Here is a 25765-nt window from a genome sequence, read left to right on the forward strand (position 1 = left end):
CCGCCCAAGGCCGTCGCGAGCCCCTCCCGAGGCCGTCCCGGCACCGGACCGTCAGCGGCACTCCCGGGCAGTGGAGTCGGATCCACTGCCCGAACCTCCCATCGAAACCCACCGGAGAACGCCATCAGCATCGCCATCACCGCGCCGCCCACCGCGACCACCGTCCCGGAGCTCCTCGACGCCCGGGCCGCCGAACACCCCGACCACATCGCGCTACAGGTCGTCGACGGCGGGGAACTGAGCTACCGCCGCTGGCGCGAGGAGGCCCTGCGCGCTGCCGTCGGGCTGGCCGCCGCCGGGATCGGATCGGGCGACCGGGTGCTGCTGCGGTTCTCCAACGCGCGCTGGGAGCGGTACGCCGTGGGCTTCCTCGCGGTCCAGTACGCGGGCGGGGTGCCCGTACCGGTCCGCGAGGACCTGTCCGGGGCCGATGCCGCCGCCCTGGCCGCGCTGGCCGGAGCCGGCACGGTCCTGCTGGACGGTGCACCGCACACCGTCCCGGGACTGGTGGAGCTGGATCTGGACGCCTTGCTGTCAGCGCACCCCGAGCCGCCGGCTGCCCCGCCGCACCGGGTCGGTCCGGCCGACCCTGCCCAGGTCATCGGCACCTCCGGCACCACCGGCGCGCCCAAGGGCGTGCTCGCCGCGCACGCCAACCTGACGGCCGGCCTGACCGCCGGGCCGGCCGTCCGTCCCCGCCGCCGTGCCTACGCGCACTCGCGGTACGCCCTGCACGCCTTCCCGATCGGGACCAACGCGGGCCAGGTGATGCTGCTGAGCGCGCTGACCGCCGCGCCCACCACGCTCAGCCTGCCGCGCTTCGACGCGGACGAGTTCGGCGCCGCGGTGGAGAAGTTCGGGATCGGCACCGCCTTCCTGGTGCCCTCGATGGCGATCGAACTGCTCAACGCGGGCACCGCCGCCCGGTACGACCTGGGCAGTCTGCGCCTGGTCAACTCCTCCGCCGCCGCACTGCCCGTACCGGTGGCCGCCGCGCTGGCCGCGGCGCTGCCGGATGCGACCCTGGTCAACACCTACACCTCCGCCGAGGCCTCGCCCGCGCAGATCTCCACCGTGGTCGACACCCGCCGCCCCGGCTCGCTGGGCCGCCCGGCGGACCCCCGTGACCTGCGGATCCTCGACGCGGACGGGCGCGCGCTGCCCGCCGGGCAGGTCGGCGAGGTCTGGCTGCGCCAGCCCGGACCGCCGCGCGGCTACCTGGGCGCCGCCGGGGAGAGCGCGAAGGTGTTCCGGGACGGATGGGTACGGATGGGCGACGTCGGACGCCTGGACCCGGACGGCTACCTCCACTTGGTCGACCGGGAGAGCGACGTCATCAAGAGCGGTGCGCTGAAGGTCTCCACGCTGCGGATCGAGGAGGTGCTGTACGAGCATCCCCGCATCGCGGACGCCGCCGCGCTCGGCCTGCCGCACCCCGTGATGGGATCCGTCCCGGTGGCGGTCGTCGTGGCCGGGCCCGGCGGTCTGGACCTGGACGAGCTCCGGCTGTTCCTGAGCGCCCGGCTCAGCCGGCCCGAACTGCCGGTCCGGATCCTGCTCGCCGACGACCTGCCCAGGAACCCGAGCGGCAAGGTGGTCAAGCACCGGCTGCGCCCCCTGTTCGACGCGCCCGCCGAGCCCAGCGGTCCGGCGGTCGCCCCGGCCACCCCGACGGAACTGCGCCTGGCGGCACTCTGGCGGCGTCTCCTCGGCCGGCCGGTCACCGACGTGGCCGCCGAGTTCTTCGCGCTCGGCGGCGACTCCTTCCGGGCGGTGCAGCTCGCCGCCGGCATCAGCGGCGAGTTCGGGGTCCGGGCGGGCACCGCCATGGTCTTCGAGCGGCCCTCGCTGCGCTCCCAGGCCGCTTGGGTGGACCACCCGGACCGGCCTGCGACCACCACGGCCGACGCGTGCATCGGTACGTCCGCCGGCACGTCCGCCGGCACGGAGACCGTGACGCCCTTTCTGGCCGCGCTCCGTGCGCAGCCGCATGCGATCGCACTCACCTCGCAGCAGGAGAACTTCTTCCGCTGGATGGCCGAGGCCCCCGGGCGGGACGCCGGCGCGGTGACGGCGCTGTTCCGGGTCACCGACCGGCTGGAGCCGCGAACCCTGGGCCTGGCGCTCACCGAGGCGGTCCGTCGCCATCCGGCGCTGCGGACCCGGTTCGAGGCGGCGGGTGACGGGGTCGTACGGGCGGTGCTGGACGAAGAGCCCCGGGTACGGATCACGCTGACCTCGGCTCCGGGGGCCACGGACCCGGAGGTGGACGCCCTGCTGCTGGCCGAACGCGACCGCCTCACCGACCTGGCCGTCGACCCGATGGCACGCCTGCTGGTGGTGAGCCGTTCGGAGACCGACCACGTGGTGCTGGTCGCGGTGCACCACATGGTCTCCGACGGCTGGTCGGTCGGTGTGCTGCTGGCCGACCTCGGGGTGTTCTACTCGGCGCTGCGGCGCGGCCGTTCGGCTCCGCCGGCCCGCCCGGGTCCGGGCTACCAGGAGTTGGTGGAGTGGGCGAACGCGCACTGGCCGGTCTCCCGGGCCCATTTCGCGACCGCGCTGGCCGGGGCGCCGCAGGCCCTGGAGCAGTTCGCCGGTCGTCGGGCAGTGGAGGAAGTCCTCACGCAGGCGCACGAGTTCGAGGTGGCGCCGCCGTTGGCCGAAGCCCTGCGGGTCCGGGCGGCCGAGCTCGGCGCGACCCCCTTCCTGGCCGTGACCGCGGCCTGGACCGGACTGCTGGCGAGCCGTAGCGGCCGCCCCGACCTGGTGGTGATGACCCCGGTGCCCGGCCGTCCGCGCCCGGACTCCGAGCGCACGGTCGGCTGCTTCGTCCAGTCGCTGCTGCTGCGGGTGGACGCGAGCGGGGGGCCCGGCTTCGCCGAGCTGGTCGACCGGCTACGGACGGTGTACAGCGAGGCGCTGGACCAACAGCTGTACCCGTTCGCCGAGTTCAGCCCGTCCGTACCGTTCGCGGCCTGGCTCCGCTACGAGGCCTGGGCCGCGCCCGCCCAGGTGCCCGGCCTGGCCTGCGCGCCCTGGGAGCTCCCGCGCGGGAGCACCGTGCCCTGGCCGCTGCCGGGCGGTGACCGGGGCGTGCCCGAGCTGACCGTGGTCGAGCAGCCGGACGGCGGCCTGCGGTGCTGGCTGCAGTACAACGCGCTGGCCTTCGGTCTCCCCGCGATCACCGAACTGGCCGGGGAGTTCACGGCCGCGCTGACCGCCGCTTGCGGGTAACCCGCCGTCGGGTCCGGCGGCGCCGGACCCGACGACTCAGGTGACTTCGCGTGCGGTGTCCCTCACCCGCCGACGCGGCCGGGGCGCGTCAGCCGCACTTCAGGCCGGTCTGGGCATTCGCGACAGCCTCGTCGAGATTCTGCAGGTTCGGGGTGAGCTTGGTGAGGGCCTCGGCGCCGGTGGTGTCACCGGGCAGGCCGTCGTACGTCTTCTTCACGTCTTTGGTCGCGTTCTTGATCGCTTCCTTATGGGCGGCCTTGAACTGCGCGGTGGACTTGGCGACGGTCGTCCAGTCGTCCTGAACGGCCTTGTGGGCTTCCTCGATCTGGTCCTTGGTGGCTGTAGCCGGGTCGAGCTCACGCAACTTCGCGTTGTCGGCCTTGAGTTCGGTCAGACTGCTGCACAGCTTCGTGGTCGCGTCGTCGGTGGGCTCGGCGGCGGAGGCCGAGGCGGCCCCGCCTGCCACGAGAAGCGCTGCGGCGGCCGTGCTCACGGCCGTGGCGAGAAGTCGGTTCATCTGTGATGCACCCCTTCGGGGAAGACGCCCCCCGCGATCCAGCCCCCACTCGTACCAAGCTGACACAGAGCCCCGGGGCCCGCATCCGCACGCCATACCCCCACCCCGTCTGCGTTCCAGATGAAACCGCAGGTCAGCCAGGGTTACCAGGCGGCCAGACGAAGGCGGTGCCCGGGGCCGTGGGGCACCTCGACGCCCGGTGCCAGCGTGCGGGGATGCGCACTCCCATCGGACCGTTCGACCATGCCGCACCCGCCCCCGATCGTCTCGCCGAGCTCACCCCGCCCGTGGCGCGCGCGGTCGACGGTTGGCGGGGAGACGTACCCGCCGCACAGATCCTCTACGTCGACACCGACCCGGCCATCGCGGACACCGCCGCCTTCGTCGCGCACTACGGCCAGGAGCTGCTGGACCAGTCGGCGAACTGCGTGGTGGTGGCCGCCAAGCGCGGCGGCGAGACCACCCTCGCCGCCTGCCTGGTGCCCTCCGCGGCCCGGGTCGACGTGAACGGCGCCGTTCGCCGCCATCTGGGGCGCGCAAAGTCTCCTTCGCTCCGATGGCCACGGCCGTCGAACTGACGGGCATGGAGTACGGCGGCATCACCCCGCTGGGCCTTCCGGACGACTGGCCGCTCCTGGTGGACGCGGCCGTCCGCGACATGCCGTACGTGTTGATCGGCAGCGGGCGGCGGCGCGGGAAGCTCATCGTGCCCGGGAAGCTGTTCGCGGAACTCCCCGGCGCCGAACTGATCGACGGCCTCGGCGTCTGACGGGCGCCGCTCTTCGGGCCGTCCGGCCGGGTTTGCCCCAACAGGACTATGGAACAGCCCTGTTGGGGCGGGACTTCATCTGCGGCGTGCGCAGGTCCAGGCCCCCATTCCCTGGATCTTGGCGAGCCTCCTCGCCGTGGCGATCTGCTCCGCCTTCGTGGCGAGGTCGGCGCGTGGTGCGTACTTGCGGCCTCCGGCCGCCTTCCAGCTCGACTGGGTGAACTGCAAGCCGCCGTAATGGCCGTTGCCGGTGTTCGCCCGCCAATTCCCACCGGATTCACAGCGGGCGATGGCATCCCAGTCGGGGCCCTGTTTGGAGTGCACCGCGGCGGCATGGGCTCCGGAGACCTCCAGGAGCGGAACCGCCAACACCATGATGAAGACGAGCAGTTGACCAACCCTGCTCCGATTTCGCCGGTCCTTCGGGTAGCGCGACATCAGTCCTCCTTCGCTGTTGGGGCCGAACCTGCCGCGAACAGCGGGCGGGCCCGCGTACGACCCCTTCGGGCCGTGGCCACAGCACAGCACGGACCGACGCACTTCCAGGCGCACTTACCACCCGCGAAGGGCCAACGCCACCCGAACGGACGCTCTACGACCCTCGCGCAGCCCCGCCCGCCCACTGCCGGCCGTTCATCCCCTGCTCAGCGCGGAGCGGCCCGCGTAGCGCGCCGAGCCGCCCAGTTCCTCTTCGATCCGGATCAGCTGGTTGTACTTCGCCGTGCGGTCGGAGCGGGAGAGCGAGCCGGTCTTGATCTGACCGCAGCCGGTGGCGACCGCCAGGTCCGCGATGGTCGTGTCCTCCGTCTCGCCCGAGCGGTGGGACATGACGGCCGTCCAGCCCGCCTGGTGGGCCGTGGCCACCGCGGCCAGCGCCTCCGTCAGCGTGCCGATCTGATTGACCTTGATCAGGATGGAGTTGCCGGCGCCGGTGGCGATGCCTTCGCGCAGGAGCGTCTCGTTGGTGCAGAACAGGTCGTCGCCGGTCAGCTGGCAGCGGTCGCCGACACGGGCGGTCAGCTCGCGCCAGCCGTCCCAGTCGTTCTCCGCCATCGGGTCCTCGATGGAGAGGATCGGGTAGGCGTCGATGAGCTTCACCAGGTAGTCGACGTTGTCGGAGGGGCTGCGGCGCACGCCCTCGCCCGCGTAGTCGTAGACCCCGTCGCGGAAGAACTCCGACGACGCCGGGTCCATGATCAGGCCGATGTCGGGGCCGGGGCGGTAGCCGGTGCGCTCGATGGCGGCCATCACGAAGTCCAGGGCTTCTTCGGCGGTGCGCAGCGCGGGCGCGAACCCGCCTTCGTCGCCGACGCCGGTGGAGTGGCCGGCGGCCAGCAGGTCCCGGCGCAGGGTGTGGAAGACCTCGCTGCCCATGCGGACGGCTTCGGCGAAGGTGTCCGCACCCACGGGCGCGATCATGAACTCCTGGAAGTCCAGCAGGTTGTCGGCGTGGGCGCCGCCGTTGACGATGTTCATCATCGGCAGCGGCAGGAGGTGGGCGTCCGCGCCGCCGAGGTAGTGGTACAGGGGCTGGCGGTGGGCCGCCGCGGCGGCCTTGGCGGCGGCGAGGGAGACACCGAGGACGGCGTTGGCGCCGAGCCGTGACTTGGTGGCGGTGCCGTCGAGTGCGACCAGAGCCGCGTCGAGGCCGGCCTGGTCCGCCGCGTCCCGGCCGCGTACGGACGCCGCGATCTCCCCGTTGACGTGGGACACCGCCTGATCGACGCCCTTGCCGTGCCAGCGCGCGGATTCTCCGTCGCGCAGTTCCACGGCTTCCCGGGCGCCGGTGGAGGCTCCGGAGGGGACGGCCGCGCGTCCCGTGGATCCGTCCGCGAGGACGACGTCGACCTCGACCGTGGGGTTGCCCCGACTGTCGATGATCCGGCGTGCGGTCACGGTCTCGATGGTCGCGTCGGCTCTTTCGGTGGTTCCGGCCGCCTGTGCGGACATGGGAGTCCCTCCCCGTTGTCGTGTGCCGCGGCCCCGGCTGCGACAACGCTGGCGCTGAGCCCGACAAGCCAAACCATACAGCAAGGCTGTGCAGTTTTGCTGTACAGCTGTTCTGTACAGCTGAGCTGCGCAGAACAGCTGTACAGCTTTGCTGACCAACGGGGTAAACTGCCCCATGCCCACCCCGGAAGCCGCCGCCATCGCCGCCGAACTACGCACCGCGATGGGCAAGCTCACCCGACGCGTCAAACACGAGGACCACATCCCGCTGGGCCAGGTCGCCGTGCTCGGCGCACTCGACCGCGACGGCGCCATGACCACCAGCGACCTCGCCGCCGATCAGCGCGTACGCCCCCAGTCGATGGCCCGCGCCGTGGGACTCCTGATGGAGCAGAACCTGATCACGCGCCGCGCGCACCCCACGGACGGCCGCAAATCGCTGGTCGAGCTCTCGGACGCGGGGCGGGCAGCACTCGAAGCGGAGCGCGGCCGTCGGGCCGGCTGGCTCGCCCAGGCCATCGAGGCCGAACTCACCGATGAGGAAAGGGCGCTGCTGGCGCGGAGCGCCGCATTGATGGAGCGGCTCGCCACACGCTAGCGCCGCCCTCGCCACCGTGAGCGAGAACCGGATCCGGCGATTTTCACCTTAATACTGCATGTGGGTTATTGGTGATCTTCCTCCGGTTTTTCCGTGCTTATGATTCCCGCGCTATGACAGAAAGTAAGAATTGTCGGGGCTTACGCGCCTCGGCCGACGTGGTCGTGCTCGGCGCCGGTCCCGCCGGCCTCGTGCTCGCCAACTTCCTGCTCGCCGCCGGGATCGACTGCGTCGTTCTCGAACGCGCCGACCGCTCGCACGTCCAGACCCGGGCCCGGGCGGGATTCCTCGCGCCGAACACCGTACGGATCCTGGACCGCCACGGCCTCGCCGACGGGCTGCACCGGCACGGACGCACGCACGGCACCTGCGAGTTCCGTACCGGGGACGGCAGCTTCCGCCTCGACTACGGCTCCCTGGGCCGGGGCGAACGGCACACCGTCTACCCGCAGCAGAACCTGGTCACCGACCTCCTGGCGCACTACCTCGACGCCGGTGGCAGGATCCACTTCGCGACCGAGGCACTGGCGGTCCACGACGCCGACAGCCCCCGGCCGTACGTCTCCACCAGGGAGCCGGACGGCCGCCCCACCCGATGGGAGGCCAGGTACGTCGCCGGCTGCGACGGCCGCCACGGAGCGTCCCGCCGCTCGCTGCCGCCCGACGCGGTCCGCCACCACCACGACCACGGAGTGAGCTGGCTCGGCCTGCTCGCCGAAGCTCCGCCCAGCCTCGACGCCGTCGGCTACGCCGTCCACGAGCGCGGCTTCGCCGGCCACATGGCCCGCAGTCCGCAGGTCACGCGGTACTACCTCCAGTACCGGCGCGGCGTCCCCGCCGACGCCTGGTCCGAGGAGCGGATCTGGGACGAACTCGACCTGCGGATGCGCGCCGCGGAGCACGGTCCGCTGCACAGGGGGCCGATCATCGAGCGCGGCGTCGTCGACCTCGCGTGCGACGTGATCGAACCTCTGCGGCACGGCTCGCTCCTGCTCGCCGGTGACGCCGCGAGCCTGACGGCGCCGGCCGCCGCGAAGGGCGCGAACCTCGCCGTCCTGGAGGCGGAGATCTTGGGCGAAGCCCTCGCCGAGACCCTCGCCGGAGGGAACGGCGCAGCCCTCGACCGCTATTCGGCGCAATGTCTGGCGCACATCTGGCGCGCGCAGGAGTTCACCCAGTGGATGACCGGCCTGCTGCATGCGATCCCGGGCCAGGTCCCGGACGCGTCAGGCGGATCGTTCTTCCAGGCTTCCCTGCGGCGCGCACGCCTCGACTCCCTGCGTACCTCCCGCGCCCACCAGGACTGGTTCGCCGAGAACTACGTCGGCGTCTGACCACCGCTCTTCCCCGCACCACCGCTCTTCCCCGCACCCCCTCGCCCGACCACCGCACAGCCGGTCCACCATGCCCCGCTCCCCCGGAGCACCCGCCCCTGCACCGCCGAGGAACTCCGCGATGACGACGACCCTCCCCGACGAAGCGACGCGCCCCGCCGGATCGCCGCTTCCAGGCGAAACGATGCTTCCCGACGACGCCATGCCCCCGGACGACACGGCCCGCCTGCGCGCGGCCGTCGCCTTCGTGCGGGAACACGACATCGCCACCCTGTTGCCCCTCCTGCTGCCCGGTCTGCGCGGCCCGGAACTGCGGTCCCTGGCCCCGCACTGCCGCTTCGCCCACGCCGGCCTGCTGCTCTTCCCCACCGACCCGCAGGACCTGCGCCGCCAACTCGCCGACTGCGGGCTCGCCGTCGACACCCCGTCCCAGCCGAGCGTCGTCGTACGGGAACGGCTCGCCCGGCGCCACCGCCGTGCCCTGGCGGAGCTCGACGTCCGGATCCTGCGCCCCCGCGTCCACGGCCCGGCCGGAGAGCGCCGGGCGGTGGAGGTGTTCGCCCTCACGGTGCCCGCGCACTCCGACCTGGAACCGATCGCCGCGCACGAACGCGCCCGGGGCCACGAGGCCCACCTAGCCCTCGAACTGGAGCACCCGGACCCGCTGGTCCTGCGCGGCCTGTGCGCGGTGCTCGCCCGCCACGGCGCCCGCCCCGACGGCGGCGGGTACAACCCGCACGAGGACGGCACCGTCCTCTACTTCACCACCCCCGCGGCCGGGGCGAGCGGCTACCGCCGCCTGGAGCTCTACACCCCCGGCGACCACCGGGACGCCCTCGACGACCACCTCCGCGCGGACACCCGGGCGCGTCCCGACGCGGGCCGGCCCGCCGAGACGCTCCTGCGCCTCCTCACCGGAGCATGGACCACACAGGCACTCGCCGCGTTCGCGCGCCTGGGCCTGCCCGAGGCCATGGACCCGCACGCGGCCACCAGCACCCGGGAACTCTCCCGGCGCACCGCCACCCGCCCCGAGAACCTCGCCACGCTCCTGCGCTACCTCACGATGCTCGGCGTCGTGGCCGCGTGCACCGGGGAGGCCCCGTGCACCGAGGAGGAGGAAAGCTTCCGCCTCACTCCGCTCGGAGCCCTGCTCCACGCGGACTCCCCGGACACGATGCGCCCGCTGGCCCTGATGTACGGGGGCCCCTTCTACCGCTCCTTCGCCGCGCTCGACCACACCGTACGGACCGGACAGCCCGGCTTCGACCACCTCTTCGGCGAGAACCACTTCGACCACTTCGCGCGCGACCCCGCGCTCGCCGATCTCTTCGACCGTTCCATGGCGGCCAGTTCGCGCATGTTCGAGCCGCTTCCCGCCCACCCCGTGATCATCACCGCGGCCCGGGCCTCCACTCCGCGGACCGTCGTCGACGTGGCAGGCGGCAACGGCGAACTCCTCGGACGCATCCTGACCGCGCACCCGGAGCTGCGGGGCACGCTCCTGGAGCGCCCGCACGCCGTCGAGGCCGCCCGCCGCTCGCTCGACGCCGCGGGCTGCGGCGCCCGGTGCGACTACCGCAGCGGCGACTTCGCGGACGTACCGGCCGGCGGTGACGTGTACGTCCTCTCCCGCATCCTGCACGACTGGGACGACGAGCGGTGCCGGGAGATCCTGCGCCACTGCGCCCGCGCCATGCCCGACCACGCCGACCTGCTGGTCGTCGAACGACTGCTGCCGGTCGACGGTTCCCCCTCACTGGCCACGGCCTGGGACCTGCACATGATGTGCAACGTCGGCGGTCGTGAACGCAACCGCGAGCACTACGCCCGCCTGCTCGCCGACGCCGGACTGGAGCTGCTCGACCACACCCCCCTCCCCCTGGAGGCGTACGTCCTGCACGCCCGCAAGGCCCGGTAGGGGCACCGGGCGCTGGCTCCTGTGGAGCTCAGCGCCTGGTCTCGTACCTGGTGACGACCACGCCGCCGGGAAGCGTCCGCGTCTCCACCAGATTCAGGTTCACCCGGCCGTCCAGCGCGGTGAAGAACGGCGTGCCGCCGCCCACCAGGACCGGGTGGGTGGCGATCGCGTACTCGTCGACCAGCCCGGCGCGCACGGCCGCCCCGGCGAGCGTCGCGCCGCCGATGGTCATCGGGCCGCCGTCCCCGGCCTTGAGCCGGGTGATCTCGGCGATCGCGTCGCCGGTGACCAGGCGGGTGTTCCAGTCGACCCGGTCGATCGTCGAGGAGAACACCACCTTCGGCGTGTCCCGCCAGTTCCGCGCGAACTCGATCTCCGCCGGGGTGGCGCCCGGCAGCTGGTCGCCGGTGGGCCAGTAGGAGCTCATCGTCTCCCACAGCTTGCGTCCGTACAGCGACAGGCCGCTCGCCAGCTCGTGGTCGAGCCACCACTGGAACAGTTCCTCGCTCGGCGGTCCGCCCCAGCTGATGTCGTCGCCGACCGCGGCGATGTAGCCGTCCAGGGTCAGGTTCATCCCGTAGATCAGTTTCCGCACGGTTCGGCCTTCCGTTCGTGGGTGTCCGGCGTACCTGAGAGCATGAACGCAGAGGGACCGTCGGACGAGATGGGCACGCATGCGCGCCACTGATGGCTATCAGGACCATCCCTTCGCTGTCACGAACACGGCCGCGGCGCTGCTGGACGGTGCCGGGACGGTCCTCGCCTGGACACCGGCCGCCGAAGCCCTCCTGGACCGCCGGTCCACCGACGTGTGCGGCCGGCCGGCGCGCGACCTCCTGGTGGACCCGGGCAGCTGGGAAGCGGTTCTCGCTCAGGGCGGGCGTGGGCAGCCGGCGGGGTGGGAGGGCCGCGCCACCCTGCGGCACGGCTCCGGCCGCCCCCTGGAGATCGGCTTCCGCGTCGTCCCGCTGGACGACGGCGCGCGCGGGGACGCGGCCCGGTGCCTCGTACTCGGCTCGCCCCTGGAGCTGGTCGCCCAATGGCGCCAGGACCACGCCTTCACGCACGAACTGTTCCTCCAGGGCCGGGTGGGCCTCGCCCTCTTCGAGGCGGACCTGAGCCTGCTGCGGACGAACACGCACCTGTTGCCCTACACCGGGGTGCCCGTCGACCTGAAGGGCCGACGCCTGGCCGACTTCCTGCGGGCCGAGGACGCGGCGATCATCGACGACCGGCTGCGCGAGGTCCTGCACAGCGGGAACCCCCTGATCGGCTTCAACGCGACCGCGCGCACCCTGGACGACTCCAGAGGCGGCCGGGTCGTGGCCGTTCAGGCGTTCCGGCTGCAGGAACCCGACGGACATCCGATGGGTGTGGCGGCGGTGTTCACCGACGTCACCGACTACGAGCGCTCGCGCGGGCGCCTGGACCTGCTGTACCGCGCGACCGGAGCACTGGGCGGTTCGCTGTCCGTCCCGCGCACCGTCGAGGACCTGGTCGGCATCCTGGCGCCCGCGCTCGGGGACTGTGCCGCGGTGGATCTCCCGGAGGCCGTCCTGACCGGCGGTGAGCCGGCCGCCGACGGGCCTTCCGCGCAGCCGTTGATCCGGATGGCCGTCGCCGGGGCGGACGCGGACGTGCTGCGTACGGCCACGGTCCATTTCGCGACCCGTCCCGCGGCGGACGGTCCCGTGGCCCCGGACGCCACCGCTCCCCCGGCGCGGGAGTGCCGGGGAGAGCTGATCAGCGGCCTCGGAGTCCGCTCCGCGGGGCCCGGGGACGATGCCGCACCGCAGTGGGCCACTGCCGTGCCGGGTGCGCATTCGGCGATGACGGCGCCGCTGTGCGCACGGGGCATCGGGTTCGGGAGGATCACGGTCTGGCGCACGCAGGACTCTCCCCCGCTGGACGAGGACGACCTGGCCCTCCTGGAGGAGATCGCGGCCCGTGCGGCCGTGGCCGTGGACAACGCGCGGCGGTACACCAAGGAACGCCGCACCGCCGTGGGCCTGCAGCGCAGCCTGCTGCCCCCGGCCACCGCGGAGACCCCCGCGCTGGAGGCCGCGGGCCTCTACCTGCCCGCCGACGCGGACAGTGGAGTGGGTGGCGACTGGTTCGACGTCATCCCCCTGTCGTCGGCCCGTGTCGCCCTGGTCGTCGGGGACGTCACCGGTCACGGGCTGCACGCCACGGCCATGATGGGCCGCCTGCGCAGCGCCGTACGCGCGATGGCGGACCTGGAACTGGAACCCGAGGAACTGCTGGCGCACGTGGACGACATGGTCCTGCAGGTCGTCGCCGAGGCCGACGTCGACGACTCCGACGAGGGCGACGCGGGCACGCTGCTGCGCATCGGACCGGCCGGCGCCACCTGCCTGTACGCCGTCTACGACCCGGTCACCCGCGGTTGTGTCATGGCGAGCGCCGGACACCCGCCTCCGGCCGTGGTCAGCCCGGACGGAACCGTGGAGTACGTCGAGCTGAGCCCCGGACCGCCCCTGGGGGTCGGCGGCTGGCCCTTCGAGCCGGTCGAACGCGAGCTGCCCGCGGGGAGCGTCCTCGCCCTGTACACCGACGGCCTGATCGAACGCGGCGAGGGGGACATCGACGAGGGCATGCGCGACCTGGCGGACCGCCTGCTGCGTACGGACGTGCTCGGCCGGCCGCTGCGCCAGGCCCGGCACGACATCGTGGAGGGGTTGCCGCCGGGCCGGCTGAGGGACGACGTCACGCTCCTGCTCGCCCGTACCCGGGTGGTGGACGACGACTGCCTCGCGACGTGGCTGCTCGAAGCCGACCCGGCGATCGTCGCCGACGCGCGCCGTCTCGTCCTGGAACAGCTGACCGCCTGGGAACTCGACGAGCTCGCCTTCAGCACGGAGCTCATCGTCAGCGAGCTGGTCACCAACGCCATTCGCCACGCCGGCGGCCCGGTCCGGCTCCGGCTGATCCGGGCGGACAGCCTGACGTGCGAAGTCTCGGACTCCAGCAATACGCAGCCGAGGATGCGGCGCGCGCGGAACCACGAGGAAGGCGGTCGCGGCCTGTACATCGTCGCCCAGCTCTCGCACCGCTGGGGCAGCCGCTACACCGTGGAGGGCAAGACCGTCTGGTCCGAGCAGAACCTGCCCCCGCATTGACGGTCCCGCCGGGTGCGTGACGGCTTGCGGGGTGGTGGCCCCTGGCCCATAGTCCGAAGTATGGACGCGCGCGAGGCGGCGCTCCGACAGGCACACGGCCATGCCGTCCGCTGGCTGGCGAGCCTGAACGACCGCCGGGTTCCCGCCCGCGCTTCGGTCGACGAGATCGTGCGCGCGCTCGGTGAGGAACTACCCGGCGCTCCCAGCACGCCCGCCGACGTCGTCGACCTGCTCGCCACGGCGTGCGAGCCGGGGCTCACCGCGTTCCCCGGTGGCCGCTTCTACGGGTTCGTGGTCGGTGGTACCGAACCGGCCGCGCTCGCCGTGGACTGGCTCGTCAGCGCCTGGGACCAGAACTGCGTGATGCGCGCCGCATCCCCCGCGTACGCGGCGGTGGAGGAGGTGGCGGGCGCCTGGCTGCTGGATCTCCTCGGCCTGCCCGGCGACAGCGCCGTCGGCTTCACCACGGGAGCCACGATGGCCAACTTCACCTGCCTGGCCGCCGGGCGCGACGCGGTGCTGCGGCGCGCCGGCTGGAACGTCGCCCGCGACGGACTCACGGGCGGGTCGGCCGTACGCGTCATCGCAGGCGAGGACCGCCACATGGCCATCGACCTGGCGCTTCGCTACCTGGGGCTCGGCCGGCCCGAACTGATCGCGGCGGACGGGCAGGGACGCATCGAGCCCGCTGCCCTGCGGCGCGCCCTGGCGGCCGACGGGCAGCGCCCCACGATCGTGGTCCTGCAGGCCGGAGACATCCACTCCGGGGCCTTCGATCCGTTCCCCGAGGCGATCCGCGCCGCTCGCGAGGCGGACGCGTGGGTGCACGTCGACGGCGCCTTCGGACTGTGGGCGGCCGCGTCCCCGGCGTACGCGCGCCTGACGGCGGGCTGCGCGGACGCCGACTCGTGGGCGACCGACGCCCACAAGACCCTGAACGTCCCCTACGACTGCGGTCTCGCCATCGTGCGCGACCCGTCGGCGGTCCGGTCGGCGATGGGTCTGCGCGGCGACTACCTCATCCAGGACGAGCAGGGCGATCCCGTCGACAAGGTCCCCGAACTCTCCCGCCGCGGCAGGGCCTTCACCGTGTGGGCGGCTCTCAGGTCCCTCGGCCGGTCGGGCGTGGCCGACCTCGTCGACCGGCTGTGCCGGCACGCTTCCGCCTTCGCCGTCGGCATCGCCGGGACGGACGGCGCGACCGTCCTCAACGAGGTGGTGTTCACCCAGGTCTGCGCCGAGTTCGGCGACGACGAGCGCACGGACCGGGTCCTCACCCGGCTGCTCGACGACGGCACGGCATGGATCAGCGGCTCCACCTGGCGCGGGCGGCGCGTCATGCGGATCTCGGTGAGCAACTGGTCGACGACCGACGACGACGTGCGGCGCGCCCTCGACGCGATCCGGCGCGCCTCCGCCGGCGGCGCCGCCGACACCAGCGGCGCCTGAGGGGCGGCCGGGCCGCCGGAGTGCCATGCCTCCATTAGGTGGATACCCTGATGATTGTGATCACGTCTGGACCACCGTGGCGCCGTAGGCTCCCAGGCCCGGGAAGTCTCGTACGGCTGTCGCCGGTCGTCCTGACCGTCATCATCGCGAGTCTGGCCTACACCACTCCGCCGGACATGGCGTTCAGCCGTCTCCTCCCGGCGGCGCCGGCCCTGGCCGCCGCCATGTGGCCGGTCCTCCCCACCATCCTGCTCGGGACGGTCTGCCTCCTCCTGATGATCGGCCTCAGCCTCGTCTTCCCCGACCTGGGGACGTGGTGGACGGCCGCGGGCATCATCGCGGTCACCGTGGCCGCGGCGTACGGAAGCCACGTCCGGCTCCAGCGGGAGCGCACCCTCTTTCAGGTGAGGCTCGTCGCCGACGCCGCGCAGCAGGTGGTGCTGAGCCCCATGCCGCACCGCCTGGGCAACATCGAGATCGAGTCGCTGTACCTCGCGGCCGCGGCGGAGGCCCGCATCGGCGGGGACTTCTACGAGGTGGTCGACACGCCGTTCGGGATCCGGCTGCTCATCGGTGACGTGCGGGGCAAGGGGCTACCGGCCGTGGGGGCGGCCGCGACGATCGTCAACGCCTTCCGGGAGGCGGCGTACGGGGAGGCCGACCTGGTCGACGTCGCCCGCAGGCTGGACGCCAGCAGCACCCGGTACAACTCCGCCTTTCCCCTCGACGGGGCGATGGAGCGATTCGCCACGGCCCTCCTCGTCCAGATCCCGCGCGAGGGCGGCCGTTTCGACATCCTCAACTGCGGGCATCCCCCGCCGATGCTCCTGCACCGCAGAAGACTTCGCGTACTGGAGTCCGCGGATCCCTCGCCGCTGATCAGCCTCGCGGAGCTCGTCGGCGATCACTACAACGTCGACACCTACGATTTCGCACCCGGCGACCTGCTCCTCCTCTATACCGACGGGATCGCCGAAGCCCGCGCCCGCGACGGCGAGTTCTTCCCCTTGGCGGCCTGGATGGTCCGGCAGCCGCCGACACCGCCCCGCGAACTGCTCGCGGCCCTGCACCGCGATCTTCTGCGCTATCGGAGAGGGCGCCTCGACGACGACGTCGCCGCCCTCGCCGTACGCCTGTCCGAGCCCTGAGGCCGGCACACGCAAGCCGCCCGCTCAGGGGTCCACGTGCTCCGGCAACGGCTGCTCGGACCAGATGATCTTCCCGGTGGGCGTGTAACGGGTGCCCCATCGGCCGCCGATCTGCGCCACGAGGAAGAGCCCGCGACCCCCTTCGTCCGTGGTCGCCGCGTATCGCAGGTGGGGTGCGGTGCTGCTGCCGTCGGAGACCTCGCAGGTCAGCAGCCTGCCGTCATTCAGCAGCCGGACGCGGACCGGTGCGCTGCCGTGCCGGATGGCGTTCGTGACGAGCTCGCTCAGTACGAGTTCCGTGCCGAAGGCGAGCTCGGACAGCCCCCATTCCTCGAGCTTCTCGACCGCGCGGGCCCGCACGCCTCCCACGGCGTTCGGCTCGAAGGGCACCTCCCAGTCGGCGATGCGGTCCGCGCCCAGCGCGTGCGTCTGCGCGATGAGGACGGCCACGTCGTCCCTCGGGCGCACCGGCATCAGCTCCTTCAGGACCGCCCGGCAGGTTTCGTGGGGCCCCGGGCCGGCGTGGGAGAGGGCGGAGCGGAGCAGTTCGAGCCCCTCGTCGATGTCGCGGCCCGGGTCCTCGATCAGGCCGTCGGTGTACAGCACCAGCAGCGAGCCCTCGCTCAGGTCCAGCTCCGCCGACTCGAAGGGGAACCCGCCCAGCCCCAGCGGTGCGCCCGGGGGCAGGTCGGGCATCCGCGCCGATCCGTCGGGACCCACCACGAACGGCGGTACGTGCCCCGCGCGGGCCATCGTGCACCGCTGGGTCACCGCGTCGTACACGGCGTACAGGCAGGTCGCTCCGATCAGTTCGCCGTCGGTGCCGCCGCCCTCCCCGCTCTGGTCGATGTACTGGACGAGGTCGTCGAGGCGCGCCAGCAGTTCGTCGGGAGGAAGGTCCAGGGAGGAGAAGTTGAGTACGGCCGTACGCAGCTGGCCCATGGTCGCCGCGGCGCGCAGTCCGTGGCCGACGACGTCACCCACGACCAGGGCGACCCGGCTGCCGGGCAGCGGGATCACGTCGAACCAGTCGCCGCCGACCCCGGAGTGGGCGGGCAGGTAGTAGTGCGCCACCTCCACGGCGCTCTGCTCGGGCAGCTCGCGCGGCAGCAGGCTGTGCTGGAGCGTCACGGCCAGGGCGTGCTCGCGGGTGTAGCGGCGGGCGTTGTCGATGGTGACGCCGGCCCGTGCCACGAGCTCCTCGGCGAGCGAGAGGTCCTCGTCGTTGAAGGGTTCGGGCTTGCGCGAGCGCCAGAAGTTGGCCACGCCGAGCGTGACCCCGCGGGCCGTGAGGGGGGCGGTGATCAGGGAGTGGATCCCGGAGTCGACGATCTCCCGGGCCCGCCGCGGGTCCTGGGCGTGCCAGCCGGGCGCGTCGGCGAGGTCCTTCACCACCTCGGCCCGGCCGCTGCTGAAACCGCGGGCCTGCGGGGTGGACGGCAGGAAGTCGATCAGTGTGCCGCGCGGATAGAGCGGCGAGTCGTCGCGGATGCCGCTGACCCCGGTACGCCGCAGGTCCGCGTCCGGGGTGGGCTCGTCCCCGTGGAGCACGGGCTCGGCCAGGTCCACGGTGGCGAAGTCCGCGAAACGCGGTACGGCGACGTCGGCGAGCTCCTGAGCCGTCCGCTCCACGTCGAGGGTGGTGCCGATGCCGGTGCCGGCGTCGTACAGCAGCTTGAGCCGTCTGTGGGCCGTGTCGGCCCGTGCGCTGAGCAGGCGCATCTCGGTGGAGTCACGGATGGTGACGGCCGCCCCCTCGGGCCCGCCGCCGGGACGGGTCGGCCTCTGGCTGATGACCAGGAGCCGGTCCCCGGCCTCGTGCACCTCGTCGGTGGCCTCCCGACCGGACCGCAGGAGCTCGGACACCTGCCGGTCGAGGCCGGGCAGGTCCCGGATCAAGGTCCCCTCGGCCTCGGGGGAAAGCCGCAGGAGCCGCTTGGCCTCGTCGTTCGCGAGCAGGAGCCGCCCGTCGCCATCGGTGATCAGGACCCCCTCGCGGACGGCGTGCAGCACCGCGTCGTGGTGCTCGTACATCCGCGTCATTTCCAGGGGGCCGAGGCCGTGGGTCTGGCGCCGGAGGCGTCTGCTGATCAGTGCCGCTCCCCCGGTGGCCAGGGCGAGGCCGGTCGCGGCGACGCCGAGGATCACGGGGAGTTGCCGATCGACCGCTCCGGTGAGGTTCTTGACGGTGAGACCGGCCGACACCAGGGCCACGACCCGGCCGTCGTCGGAGAACACCGGCACCACGGCCTGGATCTCGTTGCCCAGCGGGCCGTCGACGCTCTCCGTGTACACGTGGCCGGCGAGCGAGGGCGCGATCGTCCCCACGAACCGCTTGCCGATGCGGTCGGGCAGGGGGTGGGTGTAGCGGATCCCCTCGGTGTCCATGACCACGATGAAGTCCACCCCGGTCGCCTTGCGCGTCGACTCGGCGAGGGGCTGGAGGATCGCGGAGGGGTCGGGAGAGCGCAGGGCCGCCTGCAGCCCGAGCGAGCGGGCGAAGGTCTCGGCGACCGCCACCGAGCGGCTGCGGGCCTCGCGGTCGATGTCGTGGCGCGACTGGAGCACCAGAGCCAGCACCGCACCGGCGGCGAGCAGCACCACGACCGCCACCTGCAGGACGAAGACCTGCCGGGCGACGCTTCGCGGGCGATTGCCGCTCAGTGACCGCACCGACGTCCCCGGTACGGGTTACAAGGAGAGGTCACAAACCAGTTGTAGCACTGCCTGGCGCCCGTCGTGGGGAGGAAGGCCGTGCCGGGCGAGGTACCTGCCAGTCCGCTTGCCGCGGTGGGGGTGGTGGGGCTCGGCCGTCGCCGGTGCAGTGGCATCAGCGGCCGTCCGTCCGGACCGGCGCGGTCGCCGGTCCGAAGGGGCGGGCGCCGGGTCCGGACCGGAGCCATGCCGCGGCGGCGCTCAGCCAGATGAGGGCGTAGAGCCAGCCGCCCAGGATGTCGGTGGGCCAGTGCACGCCCAGGCAGACGCGGCTCAGCGCCACGCCGACGGCCCAGCAGCCCAGGAGAACCCGGATCCGGCGGTGCGCGGCCGGACCGGTCCTCCGGCACAGGGACAGTGCGAGGAGCCCGGCCACGAGGGCGGAGGTGGCGCTGTGGCCGGAGGGAAAGGCGAAGCCGGAGGCGTGGGTGGCCCAATCGGCCGCGGGCGGCCTCACGCGCGCGAGGGAGTACACGAGCGCGTAGCGCGCGGCCTGCGCCGCGACCAGGAAGGCCGTCGCGTACGCGGCGGCCCGAAGGCGGCTCCGGTCGTCGTGCCCGGCGATCCACCCGGCGCCCGCCGCACAGAGGTACGGGAGCGGCCCGGTGCCGGTCGCGGCGAGGAGGCGGAGTCCGGAAGTGAGGGCGGGGGGACGGTGTTCGAGCGCCCACCGGTGGACGGCCCGGTCCACGGCGTAGGGAGCGCCGTGACGAGCCGCGAGTTCCGTGGTGAGCAGGATGAACAGGACCGCGAACAGTACGAGTGCCGCCCACCGCGCCCGAAGGCGTGGAGGAGTCCCGGTCGGGCTCATCCGTCCGTGCCCCGCTGATGGCGCCGGCGGATCATTTCGACGGCCAGCGGCGTCAGGGAGATCAGGACCACGAGGGCCACGATCGGCAGGAGGTAGCGGTCGACGTCGGGCACGGAGGAGCCGAGGGCGTATCCGGCGAGCACGAGGCCTACGGTCCAGAGCAGGCCGCCGACGACCTGCCAGAGGGCGAAGACGCGGGCCGGCACGCTCACGGCGCCGGCCAGGGGGTTGAGGACTGTGCGCACGATGGGGACGAAACGTGCCAGGACGATGGCCTTGGCGTGGCCGTAGCGCTCCAGGAACTCCTCGGCCCGCGCGGCCCCCTCGTGGAGCTTGCGGCTGCGGCTGCGGGCGAGCAGCGCCCGGCCGCCCCGCCGGCCGAGGTGGTACCCCGCCTGGGCTCCGAGAAGTGCGCCGAGCACGGCGCAGGCCAGGACCTGGGGCATCGAGAGGCGGGCGGAGCCGTCCCCTCCCGGTACGCAGAGCAGGCCGGCGGTGAACAGGAGGGAGTCGCCGGGCAGGAAGAAGCCGACCAGGAGGCCGGTCTCGGCGAAGAGCACGAGCGCGATGCCGAGTGCGCCGAACGCGGAGAGCAGTGATCCCGCGTCGAGCAGGTTGACGGCCTGCGGCACTGCCGTGTGGGCGGATAGGGCCATGGCGGGCGGCTCCCGGAGGTGAGTGGGCCGGGTCGGAGGGCAAGCAGCGGCGACTACCGCCTCGTAGACGGTCTACGGCACTGTAGACGACCGGATGGCGAGGAGACGCCCATGGGAACGCACCCGTGGCTGGGCGCCCTTCGGCCGCCTCCGGACAGGGCCGTGCAGGTCCGTGCAGGGCCCGCCCCGCACCCCCGTACAGTAGGTAAGGCAAACCTATATAGGCGCCGGACGTGACAGTCCGTGGCAGTAACGGGGCGGTAGCAGGATGGCGGAGGAAGGCCCGGACGCGAGGCGTCCGCACGGGGAGCTCGTCGCGGACGTACTGGCGATCCTGTGGGCGGCCGACGGGCCGATGACTCCACAGCAGATCAACGCCGCGCTCGGCCGGGACCTGGCGAGGACGACGGTGACGACGATCCTGGCCCGCCTGTACGAGAAGGGCACCGTCCTGCGGACCCGCGAGGGCCGGGGCTTCGCCTACGCCGCCGCGGACGACGCCGCCGGGCTGGCGGCCGGACGCATGCACCGGGAACTCGAACGGGGGCCGCAGCGCGACCTCGTCCTGAAGCGGTTCGTGTCCTCGCTGTCCGGAGACGACGAGGAGGCGCTCAGGCGCCTGCTCCTGGAGGCGGCGGAGGGCGAATGACCCTCGCCCTCGCCCTGGTCGCGCTGACCCTGGCCCTCCCCTGGGGCGCGGCGGCCGCGACCCGCGGGCTCGCCGCGCTCCTGCCGCCGCGCGAAGCGTGCGCGGCGCTCACCTCGGCGGCCGTCCTGCTGGCCGGCGGCACGGTGGCGGCACTGATCGGCCTGCTCCACGTACCGTTCCTCGCGGCCCTGGAGCGGATCCCGCCGGCGCGGGCGGCTGCCGAGTGGCCCGCCGCCGTGCCGGTCTCCGCCGCGGCCGGTGCGGCTCTGGCGTTCCAGGCCGTACGGACGACCCGCCGCTGGTTCGCGTACCGCTCGGTGCTCGCGCGGGCGTGGGCGTCCACCAGTGACGCCGTGTCCGACGGCGACCTCCTGGTCGTCACGGATGGCGGCCCGCGGGCCTACGCCCTGCCCGCGTGGTGCGGGCACGCCGGTCGGGTCGTCGTGACGACGGGCATGCTCCGCACCCTCGGCCGGGCCGAGCGGGAGGTCCTGCTCGGGCACGAGCGGGCCCACCTGAGGGGCCGCCACCACCTGCTGTCCCTGGCCGTGGACCTGGCCGCCGCGGTGCACCCCGCCCTACGGTCCCTGCGGCCGGCCCTGGACTTCCACCTGGAGCGGTGGGCGGACGAGTCGGCAGCCTCCGCCGTGGGCGACCGGCGCCTCACGGCGACCGCGATCGCACGCGCGGCACTGGCCGCCTCGACCGCGGAGAAGCGGCCCGAGAACCGCGGACCCCTGCTGACGGTGGGCACCGGACCCGTTCCGCAACGGGTCGAGGCGCTGCTGCGGCCGGTGCCCCTCCGGCCGCGGAGCCACCGGACCCGCGCGGCCCTCGCCGGACTCGTGACGGCGGTGTCGGTTTCGGCCCCGTCGGGCCTGGTCCTGGCCTACTGGCTGCACGAATACGTGGAGCTCACCGCCAGGGCCCTCCTCGCCGACTGAACGGCGCGACCGACGACAGTGACGTAGACCGATCACGCAAGGACACGTATCGTGAGCCCAGGTACGCCCGGCTTCCTTGCCTACGGCCCGGCGATTGGATGCGACGTGTACGACAGGGGTAGCGGATCTTCGAGCCCCTCGGAGGAGATCGCGTACCTGCTGGCTGAAGCAGGCAGGGCGGTGGACGCCCTGATGGCCGAGCGGCCGGGCATGCGCCTCCTGGGCCCCCTCCACCAGACGGTCCTCAGGACGCTGGCGGATCTGGGACCGCACGCCCGGCTCGATCTCGCCGAGCAGCTCCAGGCGGCGCCGGCCGCCGTCGCGCAGGCGGTCGACGACCTCCTCGCGCAGGGCCTGATGCAGGCCATGGTCATCAACCTGGGCGGCCGGCACGAGGTGGTGGCCCTCACTCCCGCCGGTGTCGCGGCCCTGACGACGATGCGGAACGATCTGGAATCCCTGCACGGCACACTGCTGGCATCCCTCACGAAGGGCGAGCGCGCCCAGCTGCGCTACCTCCTGCGCCGGATCCGCGCTTCGGCCACCCGCGCGGGCGTGCTGTGACCTCCCTCCCCTGACCCATGCCTCTTACTGATCGTTTCAGAATGAGGTTCGGAGTCGCCGTAAGCAGATGATGCTGCAGGCGAGTTGGAGGAGTCCGAGGTGGAGGTCGGCTCGTATCTCGTAGCGGATTCGAAGGCGTTTGAACTGGTGGAGCCAGGCGAAGGTGCGCTCGACGACCCAGCGGGTCTTGCCCAGGCCGGAGCCGTGAAGTGTGCCGCGGCGGGCGATCCTGGGGGTGATCCCGCGGGCCCGGATCAGGCGCCGGTACTTGTCGAAGTCGTAGCCGCGGTCGGCGAAGAGTCGGCGGGGTCGGTGACGTGGCCGTCCTCGAAGCCCGCGGATGCGGGGTATCGCGTTGAGCAGAGGCATGAGCTGGGTGACGTCGTGACGGTTTCCGCTGGTCAGGGAGACGACGAGTGGGGTTCCGTGCCGGTCGACGATGAGGTGGTGCTTGCTCCCCGGGCGGGCGCGGTCGACTGGCGAAGGTCCGGTGTGAGCCCCCCTTTGAGGGCTCTGACGTGCGAGGCGTCGATCGCGGCGTCATCCATGTCCAGCAGCCCGGCGGCCCGCAGCTCGGCCAGGAGGACTTCGTGGAGGCGGGGCCACACGCCTGCCTCGGTCCAGTCCCGAAGCCGGCGCCAGGCCGTCACACCACTGCAGCCGAACCGCTCAGCGGGAACGTCCCGCCAGCTCACGCCCTTGCACAGCACGTAAACGATGGCCCTCAACGCCGCACGATCGTCTACCGGCAGCCGCCCGGGATACCGAAACCGCCTGGCCGGCCGCTCCGGCAACAATGGGGCCACACGTTCCCACAGGTCATCAGGCACGAGATCAGCAGACACACCCCAGATCCTGCCGACACCACACCCAACTGCCAAGCCCCGCAACCAATCTCATTCTGAAACGATCAGTTAGACGGGTGGGGGACGAGAAGTCACGCAACCGCGTCGGACGCACTCCCGGACCGTCGGCTTCGATCGCCGGCGGTCCGGGAGCGGGGCGTCAGGAGTTGTCGGCCGGCAGGTCCGCGCGGATCTCGCGGGCGGCGGCGACGAGGTTCTCCAGGGAGGCCCGGGTCTCGGTCCAACCGCGGGTCTTCAGGCCGCAGTCGGGGTTGACCCAGAGCCGTTCGGCCGGGATGGCCTCCAGGCCCTTGCGGAGCAGGGCCGCCGCCTCCCGTGTGGAGGGGATGCGCGGCGAGTGGATGTCCCAGACGCCGGGGCCCGCCTCGCGCGGGTAGCCGTGGGCGGCGAGTTCGCGTGCGACCTGCATGTGCGAGCGGGCGGCTTCCAGGCTGATGACGTCGGCGTCGAGGTCGTCGATGGCCCGGACGATGTCGCCGAATTCGGCGTAGCACATGTGCGTGTGGATCTGGGTGTCCGGCCGTACCCCGGAGACGGTGAGCCGGAAGGACTCGGTCGCCCACGCCAGGTAGTCCGCGTGGTCGGCGCTCCGCAGCGGGAGCGTCTCGCGCAGGGCCGGCTCGTCGACCTGGATCACCGAAGTACCCGCGGCTTCGAGGTCGTCGACCTCGTCGCGCAGGGCCAGGGCCACCTGCCGGGCGGTGTCGCCGAGGGGCTGGTCGTCGCGTACGAAGGACCAGGCGAGCATGGTGACCGGCCCGGTCAGCATGCCCTTGACCGGCTTGGAGGTCAGGGACTGGGCGTACGAGGTCCAGCGGACGGTCATCGGCTCGGGGCGGGAGATGTCCCCGGCCAGGACCGGCGGCCGCACGTAACGGGTGCCGTACGACTGGACCCAGCCGTACTGGGTCGCGAGGTAGCCGGTGAGCTGCTCCGCGAAGTACTGGACCATGTCGTTGCGCTCCGGCTCGCCGTGCACCAGGACGTCGATGCCGGTCTTCTCCTGGAAGGAGATCACCTCGCCGATCTCCGCCTTGATCCGCCGCTCGTAGCCCGCCGCGTCGATCCGGCCGGCCCGCAGGTCGGCGCGGGCGACCCGCAGTTCGTCGGTCTGCGGGAAGGACCCGATCGTGGTGGTCGGCAGCAGCGGCAGGCCCAGGTGCGCCCGCTGGGCGGCGGCGCGCTCCGCGTAGGGCTGGGCGCGGCGGCCGTCCGCGGCGGTGACGGCCGCGGTGCGGGTGCGGACGGCCGGGTCGTGGGTGAGCGCCGAGCCCGTGCGGGAGGCCAGGTCGGCCCGGTTGGCGGCGAGTTCGGGTGCGATGGAGTCCGTCCCCTGGGCCAGTCCCCGGGCCAGGACGGAGATCTCCCGCGTCTTCTGCCGGGCGAAGGCGAGCCAGCGGCGGACCTGCGGGTCGATGTCCCGCTCGGCGGCGGCGTCGAGCGGGACGTGCAGCAGGGAGCAGGAGGCGGCCACGTCCACCTGGTCGGCCAGGCCCAGCAGCGTGCCCAGAGTGGCGAGGGACTTCTGGTAGTCGTTGATCCAGATGTTGCGGCCGTTGACGACGCCGGCCACCAGGCGCTTGCCGGGCAGACCTCCCACCGCCGCGAGGTCCTTCAGATGGGCGCTGCCCGCCTCGGTGAAGTCGAGCGCCAGGCCCTCGACGGGAGAGGCGGCGAGGACCTGGAGGGCTTCGCCGAGCCGGCCGAAGTACGAGGCGACGAGCAGCTTGGACCGGTCGGTCAGGGCGCCGAGGTCGCGGTAGGCGCGGGCCGCGGCGTTCAGGTCGGCCGGGCTGCGGTCCTGGACCAGGGCCGGCTCGTCGAGCTGGACCCACTCGGCCCCGGCGGTCTTGAGGGCCGCGAGGACCTCGGCGTAGACGGGGAGCAGCCGGTCCAGCAGCGTCAGCGGCTGGAAGTCGGCCGCCACGCCGGGGGCGGGCTTGGCCAGCAGCAGATAGGTGATCGGGCCGACGAGCACGGGGCGGGCATCGTGGCCGAGCGCGAGGGCTTCCCTCACTTCGGCGACCTGCTTGGAGGGGTCGGCGGTGAAGACGGTGTCCGGTCCGAGCTCGGGGACCAGGTAGTGGTAGTTCGTGTCGAACCACTTGGTCATCTCCAGCGGGGCCACGTCCTGCGTGCCGCGTGCCATCGCGAAGTACCCGTCGAGCGGGTCGGCGGCGACGGCCTCCCGGTGCCGCTCGGGGACGGCGCCGACCATGACGCTGGTGTCCAGCACGTGGTCGTAGTACGAGAAGTCACCGGTGGGAACCTCGTGGACACCGGCCTCGGCCAGCTGCTGCCAGTTCGCACGGCGCAGTTCGGTCGCGGTCTCCCGGAGGGCGTCCGCGGTGACGCGGCCCTTCCAGTAGCCCTCGACGGCCTTCTTCAGTTCCCGGTTCCGCCCCTGACGGGGGTAGCCGTACACGGTGGCTCGTGCTGCCGCGGCTGTGGGCTTCGCTGTCACGGAACTCTCCTTCGCGAGATGTGTCCAGGAATC

19 protein-coding genes and 1 pseudogene are annotated in these 25765 nt (G+C 72.8%); 11 read left to right on the top strand and 9 right to left on the bottom strand.

Annotation, left to right across the window (positions count from 1 at the left end; translation table 11 throughout):
• The first annotated feature begins 135 nt into the window (after positions 1 to 135).
• Entirely contained in the window at positions 136 to 3237 is a 3102-nt protein-coding gene (locus tag OG435_RS04060; protein ID WP_266881522.1) for an AMP-binding protein, read from the top strand.
• Positions 3238 to 3325: 88 nt separating this feature from the next.
• On the opposite strand, the gene OG435_RS04065 is transcribed toward OG435_RS04060, so the two are convergent.
• A complete protein-coding gene (locus OG435_RS04065) occupies positions 3326 to 3754 on the bottom strand; it encodes a hypothetical protein (protein ID WP_266875327.1) in 429 nt (142 codons plus the stop codon).
• Positions 3755 to 3969: 215 nt separating this feature from the next.
• Between OG435_RS04065 and OG435_RS04070 the strand changes: the two are divergent.
• Positions 3970 to 4523 (top strand): annotated as a pseudogene (locus tag OG435_RS04070) (YbaK/EbsC family protein).
• A 75-nt stretch (positions 4524 to 4598) separates the two neighbouring features.
• On the opposite strand, the gene OG435_RS04075 reads toward OG435_RS04070, so the two are convergent.
• Positions 4599 to 4961, bottom strand: a complete 363-nt coding sequence (locus tag OG435_RS04075; protein ID WP_323187782.1) for a transglycosylase family protein — start codon at positions 4959 to 4961, stop codon at positions 4599 to 4601.
• A 195-nt stretch (positions 4962 to 5156) separates the two neighbouring features.
• The gene (eno, locus tag OG435_RS04080) at positions 5157 to 6473 is read right to left on the bottom strand and encodes a phosphopyruvate hydratase (protein WP_266875329.1); all 1317 of its coding nucleotides are present in this window, start codon (positions 6471 to 6473) and stop codon (positions 5157 to 5159) included.
• Positions 6474 to 6648: 175 nt separating this feature from the next.
• On the opposite strand from eno, the gene OG435_RS04085 reads away from it, so the two are divergent.
• From OG435_RS04085 to OG435_RS04095, 3 genes are all read left to right on the top strand, one after another.
• Positions 6649 to 7071: a MarR family winged helix-turn-helix transcriptional regulator gene (locus OG435_RS04085; RefSeq protein ID WP_266875330.1), complete on the top strand. Its 423-nt coding sequence runs from the start codon at positions 6649 to 6651 to the stop codon at positions 7069 to 7071.
• Positions 7072 to 7184: 113 nt separating this feature from the next.
• Positions 7185 to 8405 carry a 4-hydroxybenzoate 3-monooxygenase gene (locus OG435_RS04090; RefSeq protein WP_266875331.1) on the top strand — a complete coding sequence of 407 codons (1221 nt, stop codon included), beginning with the start codon at positions 7185 to 7187 and terminating at the stop codon, positions 8403 to 8405.
• A 184-nt stretch (positions 8406 to 8589) separates the two neighbouring features.
• The gene (locus OG435_RS04095; RefSeq protein ID WP_266881524.1) at positions 8590 to 10326 is read left to right on the top strand and encodes a methyltransferase; all 1737 of its coding nucleotides are present in this window, start codon (positions 8590 to 8592) and stop codon (positions 10324 to 10326) included.
• A gap of 28 nt (positions 10327 to 10354) precedes the next feature.
• Here OG435_RS04095 and OG435_RS04100 read toward each other — a convergent pair whose 3' ends face one another.
• The gene (locus OG435_RS04100) at positions 10355 to 10921 is read right to left on the bottom strand and encodes a dihydrofolate reductase family protein (RefSeq protein ID WP_266875332.1); all 567 of its coding nucleotides are present in this window, start codon (positions 10919 to 10921) and stop codon (positions 10355 to 10357) included.
• Between the two features lie 79 nt (positions 10922 to 11000).
• Here OG435_RS04100 and OG435_RS04105 point away from each other — a divergent pair, with 79 nt between their 5' ends.
• Genes OG435_RS04105 through OG435_RS04115 form a run of 3 tightly spaced genes read left to right on the top strand, consistent with a single transcriptional unit; the run spans position 11001 to position 16063 of the window.
• On the top strand, positions 11001 to 13466 hold the full coding sequence (locus tag OG435_RS04105) for an ATP-binding SpoIIE family protein phosphatase (protein WP_266875333.1): 2466 nt from the start codon (positions 11001 to 11003) through the stop codon (positions 13464 to 13466).
• Positions 13467 to 13526: 60 nt separating this feature from the next.
• Entirely contained in the window at positions 13527 to 14915 is a 1389-nt protein-coding gene (locus OG435_RS04110; protein WP_266875334.1) for a pyridoxal phosphate-dependent decarboxylase family protein, read from the top strand.
• Positions 14916 to 14965: 50 nt separating this feature from the next.
• Positions 14966 to 16063: a PP2C family protein-serine/threonine phosphatase gene (locus tag OG435_RS04115; protein WP_266875335.1), complete on the top strand. Its 1098-nt coding sequence runs from the start codon at positions 14966 to 14968 to the stop codon at positions 16061 to 16063.
• A 24-nt stretch (positions 16064 to 16087) separates the two neighbouring features.
• Here the strand turns inward: OG435_RS04115 and OG435_RS04120 are convergent, their stop codons facing one another.
• The 3 genes from OG435_RS04120 to OG435_RS04130 all read right to left on the bottom strand — a co-directional run bounded on the left by OG435_RS04120 (position 16088) and on the right by OG435_RS04130 (position 20245).
• On the bottom strand, positions 16088 to 18736 hold the full coding sequence (locus tag OG435_RS04120; RefSeq protein WP_266875336.1) for a SpoIIE family protein phosphatase/ATP-binding protein: 2649 nt from the start codon (positions 18734 to 18736) through the stop codon (positions 16088 to 16090).
• A 157-nt stretch (positions 18737 to 18893) separates the two neighbouring features.
• Positions 18894 to 19589: a phosphatase PAP2 family protein gene (locus tag OG435_RS04125; RefSeq protein WP_266875337.1), complete on the bottom strand. Its 696-nt coding sequence runs from the start codon at positions 19587 to 19589 to the stop codon at positions 18894 to 18896.
• The gene (locus tag OG435_RS04130) at positions 19586 to 20245 is read right to left on the bottom strand and encodes a DedA family protein (RefSeq protein WP_266875338.1); all 660 of its coding nucleotides are present in this window, start codon (positions 20243 to 20245) and stop codon (positions 19586 to 19588) included. The genes OG435_RS04125 and OG435_RS04130 overlap by 4 nt, the downstream gene beginning before the upstream one ends.
• Before the next feature lie 268 nt (positions 20246 to 20513).
• Between OG435_RS04130 and OG435_RS04135 the strand changes: the two genes are divergently transcribed.
• From OG435_RS04135 to OG435_RS04145, 3 genes are read left to right on the top strand one after another with little or no spacing between them, the layout of a single operon-like run.
• Positions 20514 to 20894 (top strand): BlaI/MecI/CopY family transcriptional regulator, encoded by a 381-nt coding sequence (locus tag OG435_RS04135; protein WP_266875339.1) that lies wholly within the window; start codon positions 20514 to 20516, stop codon positions 20892 to 20894.
• On the top strand, positions 20891 to 21838 hold the full coding sequence (locus OG435_RS04140) for a M48 family metalloprotease (RefSeq protein WP_266875340.1): 948 nt from the start codon (positions 20891 to 20893) through the stop codon (positions 21836 to 21838). Before OG435_RS04135 ends, OG435_RS04140 begins: the two co-directional genes overlap by 4 nt.
• 51 nt (positions 21839 to 21889) lie before the next feature.
• Positions 21890 to 22402, top strand: a complete 513-nt coding sequence (locus OG435_RS04145; RefSeq protein WP_266875341.1) for a MarR family winged helix-turn-helix transcriptional regulator — start codon at positions 21890 to 21892, stop codon at positions 22400 to 22402.
• Positions 22403 to 22438: 36 nt separating this feature from the next.
• Here the strand turns inward: OG435_RS04145 and OG435_RS04150 are convergent.
• Together OG435_RS04150 and metE are read right to left on the bottom strand one after the other, a co-directional pair.
• Positions 22439 to 23247 (bottom strand): IS5 family transposase gene (locus OG435_RS04150; protein WP_266874839.1). Its coding sequence is split into 2 segments (ribosomal slippage): positions 22439 to 22908 and positions 22908 to 23247, totalling 810 coding nucleotides; the frame shifts between segments, so codons are not numbered across the junction.
• Positions 23248 to 23407: 160 nt separating this feature from the next.
• On the bottom strand, positions 23408 to 25732 hold the full coding sequence (gene metE / locus OG435_RS04155; protein ID WP_266875342.1) for a 5-methyltetrahydropteroyltriglutamate--homocysteine S-methyltransferase: 2325 nt from the start codon (positions 25730 to 25732) through the stop codon (positions 23408 to 23410).
• Positions 25733 to 25765: the final 33 nt, after the last annotated feature.

Origin of the sequence: Streptomyces sp. NBC_01264 (genome assembly GCF_026340675.1) — a bacterium.
In the GTDB taxonomy this organism is placed as follows: Bacteria; Actinomycetota; Actinomycetes; order Streptomycetales; family Streptomycetaceae; genus Streptomyces.